This window comes from Streptomyces sp. BR123, from assembly GCF_013401435.1.
Classification (GTDB): domain Bacteria; phylum Actinomycetota; class Actinomycetes; order Streptomycetales; family Streptomycetaceae; genus Streptomyces.
The window spans coordinates 1-4,017 of record NZ_JACBGN010000447.1 but is presented as its reverse complement, the minus strand read 5'-3'; the positions used below and the strand labels follow the sequence as shown (position 1 = coordinate 4,017).

Here is a 4,017-nt window from a genome sequence, read left to right as displayed (position 1 = left end):
GTGCACGCCCGCCGGCGGCAGGATCAGGACGGCGGACAGCACTGCTGGGAGCACGGTGGGGAGCACGCCCGTCGCGAACGGCATCTGGTGCGGCCCTTCCTGGGTCGGTGCGGTACGAGGCGGCCGCCCGGCGCGCGGCGCCGCCCGGCGCACCCCGCACCGGAGGTGGGCCCTCACTGTGCACGCCCCGGACCTGCGGCAGCGGCAGCCCGGGGCCCGTGCCGCCCGGGGCGGACCGTGTTTCCATCCGATGGCGTGAAACTGTTCGCCAGGAGGAGGGCGGGCCGGGAGGCCCGGTCCGGCCCGGTCCGGCCCGGTCCGGCTCAGCCCGCGGCGCGCAGGAGCCGGTGCGCCGCGGCGCAGGTGTACGAGGACGTCGGGGTCGACGTCGAGGCCGGCCAGGTCTGCGCGATCCGGGTGAGGGAGTCGTCGGAGGCCTCGACCCGGCAGGTCGTGGCGCCCACCGCGCCGCCGTCCGCACGGAATCCGACCGCCTGGCCGCGTTCCTCGACGGCACCAGCGTCACCCCCTGCTGCCGGCCCCCCTCGAACGCCGCCTCACGACCGGCCATTGAGCCGCCCGCGCCCAGCCCGCACGTCCGGGCCGACGAGGCGGCGTACCGGGTCACCTTCGACGAGCCGCAGTGCGGCGGCGACGGGGACGGCCCGTACCACGAGGCCCGGATCCCGAGGCGGCCGGGGATCCACCGACGCGGGACCGGGGCCGGCTCCGCCCGACGACGTGAATCGTTCAGAGGCCTCGGATGGCCTCGTGCAGATCGGATCCGTATGAGGCCCAGCAGATCACCGAGCCGTCATTGTCCAGCCGCCCCATGAACCACTCACCGTCGTCCTGCACGAGGCACAAGTCGTGGAACCCCAGAATCGTGTCCGGCCGGAGGGTCGTGTAGTCACCCTGGCCGGCGTCCTCGGCGACCACGAGCCGATCGAGGGTGAGCAGGGCGGCACCTGCGTCGCCGGACAGGGTCCGAACCCGCTCGATCGTCCATCCGGCGGGAAGGAATGAGTTCACCGCCGCATGCTCTCATGCGGAGCCACGCCCCCAGCACACCACACCCGTGCGTCAAGGCCCGCGCCCGGCACGGCGCCCTCGGAGCGGACGGCCGGCGCGTCCGACCTCAGCCCTGGTCCAGGAGGCGGCGCCTGGCCAGCCGCATGACCTCCGCGCGGCTGCGGCCGGCATGGTCGGCGGCGATGAAGTGGCTGCCGATGCGCAGCGAGAAGACGATCATGCAGCGCAGCTCGACCTCGTCCTCGTCGGGGCAGAAGGAGCGGAACAGGGAGCGCAGGTACTCCATGCGCCGGTTGTCCGCCCGCTTCAACCGGCGGGCGACTTCCTCGTCGCGCCGCGCCCAGTCGCGGATCGCCAGATCGACGGCCACGCTCATCGCGGGCCCGTCGGCGGCTGCGGCGATGGTGAAGAGCTCGTCCAGCTTGGCCCTGGCGTCCCCTCCGACGCTCTCGACGCGTTCGATCACCTTCTCGGTGACCTCTTCCTCCCACGCGTCGAGGATCTCGGCGAGCAGCGCTTCCCGGTTGCGGAAGTGGCCGTAGAAGCCGCCTTTGGTCACCCCGAGGGCCTGGGCGAGCACCTCGACCCGGACGGCCTCCGGTCCCCCGGCGGCGAGGGCGCGCAGACCCTCCTCGATCCATCTCCCGCGCGGCGTCCGCGTCGCGCCCATCTGTCTCTCCTCACCCGCGTCCGTGATGCGTACGCCATCGTATAGACGCCCGGCGTCGACGCTCCGGCCGCCGGTCGCGGTCCGAGGAACAGACACGGCAAACGGCCCTCCGGAAGCAGGACCGCGCACACCTGCGCGGGGCGGGCCGGTGGGGGCCGTCGGCCCGAGGGGCGACACACCGCGGCGGGCGGCCGACGTGGCCGCCGCGCCGGGGCCGCGCGCCGGCCCGTGACGCGACCGCTGCACGGTCACGATCCTGCGGCACTGCCGCGGGGCGCAACCGCCCTGCGGGCCTGTCCTGATCGGGGAGCCCGTGCTTTCCGAAGTCGTCGGCGCCGATGCGCCGCACCGGCTTCGAGGAGGTGTGCGGCCGCGCGGGCCGCCTGAGGCCTCAGTCCAAGTGGGCCGCCGGGGTTGCGGATCATCTGCCGGAGCGGGGGGCCGCCCTGTGCGCCGGTCACGCGGCGGGGCGTGGGACGACGGTTGTGGGTGACGGCGGGGCGGGCGCCGACCGCGGTGCGGCCGGTCTCGCTGAAGCCGTTGCGGGTGAGGACGGGCCGGGACGCGGGGTTGTCGACGGCGGCGACGGCGGCGAGCCGGGACAGTCCGTACGGGCCGGCGGCCAGGCGGCAGACCTCTGCGACCGCGGCCCTCGCGGGCCCGCGTCCCGCGGCGCGTTCGGCGATCCGGTGGCCGGGCTCGGCGCTCCCTGCGGCGGCTCCACGAGGTTGACCCGACCGACCGGTTCGCCGGCCCCGGCCAGTACCGGGTGGAAGCGGCACACCCCTGTGTGCTGTTCCGCCAAGAGGGCCCGGTGCCGGGCGGCGAAGTCCGTGAAGTACGCGGCTCCGCGGTCCGGCACGAACGTGCCAGGTACGCCTGGTTCTCCCTCTCGAAGGCCGGGAGGGCGTCGGCGTGATCGGCCCGGAGAGACGCTCCAGTCGCATCATGCGGATCAGCACATGAACGGCCGCCGCCCCGGGAGTTGTCGTACCCGCTGTCTACGATCGACTCCGACGAGCCGCCGTCGCCACGAACAGCGAGGACACCTTGACGATTCACCGGCCGGGAAGGCCCGGGGACCTGCCCCCGGCGGAAGTACTGTGGGCGCGGTGGGCGCTGGCCTGCGTCCTCGCGGCCAGGACCGAGGACGAGGGCCGCGGGATCCACCGCGTCGGCACCTGGATCGACGGGTCCGGGCTGCACCTCGACGACAGCGGCTGCACCTGGTGGACCATGGAGGCGCTGGGCCACGGGCGCTACGTGCTCTACGGCGAGGACGAGTCCAGCCAGGTCAAGTGGCACAAGCCGCCCGTCGACATGCTGGCCGGAGGACCGGACTGGCTGCCGTACGAGACGCTGCGCGACCTGCTCGACGGCTGGCAGCTGGGCTGCGTCTACTGGTACGAGAACGGTGCCTGGGCCCGCGCCCCGTACCCGGAAACCCTGGAGGACGACGGCCTCGACTGCGGGATCGGCCGCTTCGCGGTGCGCGAGGAGTTCCTCCGGGAGCCGGAGCTCCCGGCCTTCGAGACGGCGGAGCTGGCCGCGGCCGCCGAGGAGTACCGCCTCGAACCCCGGGCCCTGGAGGAGCTGGCGGGCCGAGTCCCGGCCGCCGCCCTGGACCTGCCCGCCGCGAAACGGGCCCTCGCCCTCGCCGGTCTCACCGCCGAGCCCGGCGCCTCCGAGCCCGAGCCCGCTGCCCCCGCATCGTGACGCCCGTGCCCGGGGCCGGGGGCGCCTCCGGCCGCGGGCGCGGGCGCGGGCGGGGCCGCCGCCCCGGGGTGTCAGGAGGAGCGCCGCGCGGCCGCCGCCCGCCACTCGGGGCCCGTACCGGCCGGACCTCCTCGTCGTGCCGCTTGCTCCGGTACCGGCAGCTCTCGCGCAGGGCACCGTCCCGGGTCCCACCGAGCCACCGGGCCACGGCGATGCCGGGCTCGTTGCCCACCGACACCGCCCACTCGGCGCGGTGGACGCCCCGCACCTCCACGGCCCGGCCGATGACCGCGGGCGTGCCGTCACCCCGGGCGGGGGTCCGCAGGCCGATGCCGGGGTGCTGTGAGCAAGGAAGCGGAATCAGACGCATGGAGCCGCCGCCCCGCGCCGGACGGCGAGGGCGGCGCCTGGTCCGGGGCCGACGGGGCCGAGGCCTTCGCGGCGGTGGAGGCGGCCACGGACTGGATGCTCGGCTACCCCTTCGTGTTCCGGGCGCTGTCCCGCCGGGTCGGGCCGGGCCCGGTGCTCGTGGACTACGGCTGCGGGCCCGGCCGGGTCGCGGACCGGGCGGCGCGGCTGCTGGGGGCACGGGTGGTGGG

At 75.5% G+C, this 4,017-nt stretch carries 4 protein-coding genes and 2 pseudogenes; 2 read left to right on the top strand and 4 right to left on the bottom strand.

The features are described from left to right. Nucleotides 1-323: 323 nt before the first annotated feature. The 4 genes and pseudogenes from HYE82_RS34725 to HYE82_RS34710 form a co-directional block, all read right to left on the bottom strand. A complete protein-coding gene (locus tag HYE82_RS34725; RefSeq protein ID WP_179178207.1) occupies nucleotides 324-464 on the bottom strand; it encodes a hypothetical protein in 141 nt (46 codons plus the stop codon). A gap of 286 nt (nucleotides 465-750) precedes the next feature. Next, nucleotides 751-1,032, bottom strand: coding sequence for a hypothetical protein (locus HYE82_RS34720; RefSeq protein ID WP_179178206.1), 282 nt, complete (start codon nucleotides 1,030-1,032; stop codon nucleotides 751-753). Nucleotides 1,033-1,138: 106 nt separating this feature from the next. Then, entirely contained in the window at nucleotides 1,139-1,702 is a 564-nt protein-coding gene (locus HYE82_RS34715) for a TetR/AcrR family transcriptional regulator (protein ID WP_179178205.1), read from the bottom strand. 491 nt (nucleotides 1,703-2,193) lie between these two features. Continuing rightward, a pseudogene (locus HYE82_RS34710) lies at nucleotides 2,194-2,632 on the bottom strand (GNAT family N-acetyltransferase); the annotation flags it as partial. 120 nt (nucleotides 2,633-2,752) lie between these two features. Here HYE82_RS34710 and HYE82_RS34705 point away from each other — a divergent pair. Next, complete coding sequence (locus HYE82_RS34705) at nucleotides 2,753-3,418, top strand: hypothetical protein (RefSeq protein WP_179178204.1); 666 nt, start codon at nucleotides 2,753-2,755, stop codon at nucleotides 3,416-3,418. Between the two features lie 342 nt (nucleotides 3,419-3,760). After that, a pseudogene (locus tag HYE82_RS34700) lies at nucleotides 3,761-4,017 on the top strand (class I SAM-dependent methyltransferase); the annotation flags it as partial.

Excerpts from the sequence above, each read along its gene's own strand:
- HYE82_RS34715 (WP_179178205.1), bottom strand. The coding sequence starts at position 1,702 with ATGGGCGCGACGCGGACGCCGCGCGGGAGATGGATCGAGGAGGGTCTG.